The sequence below is a fragment of the Xenorhabdus entomophaga genome (assembly GCF_037996725.1).
Classification (GTDB): Bacteria; Pseudomonadota; Gammaproteobacteria; order Enterobacterales; family Enterobacteriaceae; genus Xenorhabdus; species Xenorhabdus khoisanae.
This window is the reverse complement of sequence record NZ_JBBMXH010000410.1, coordinates 1-310: the sequence shown is the minus strand read 5'-3', so window position 1 is coordinate 310 and position 310 is coordinate 1. Positions and strand designations below refer to the sequence as shown.

The window sequence follows — 310 nt, the reverse complement described above, 5'->3', positions numbered from 1 at the left end:
CCCTCCGACAATCAAGATATTGATCTGTGGGAGAACCGGAGACAACTCCGCTGCCAGTCGGTTAAACAATCCAACCGTCAGCCACAAAACCGTAATCCGATGAACCTGTAAGGCCTGTACAAACGCCTGTGGTGTCAACAAGGTAGCGTGGTCGATGACCACCAGCGCGCCACCGTTGAGCAAAGGCGTCCAGACTTCGAAGGTACTCGCGTCGAAAGCCGGATTAGCGGTAAAGGCAATGCGGTCATCCTGTCCGGTTTCAGCATAACCATTATTGATAACCAACCGAACCACCGCACGATGAGGCACT

General features: G+C 53.2%; 1 protein-coding gene. It reads right to left on the bottom strand.

Features of this window, described 5'->3' with window-relative positions:
* A partial coding sequence (locus tag AAC854_RS23420) for an AMP-binding protein (RefSeq protein WP_340619174.1) occupies window positions 1–310 on the bottom strand: 310 nt, incomplete at both ends.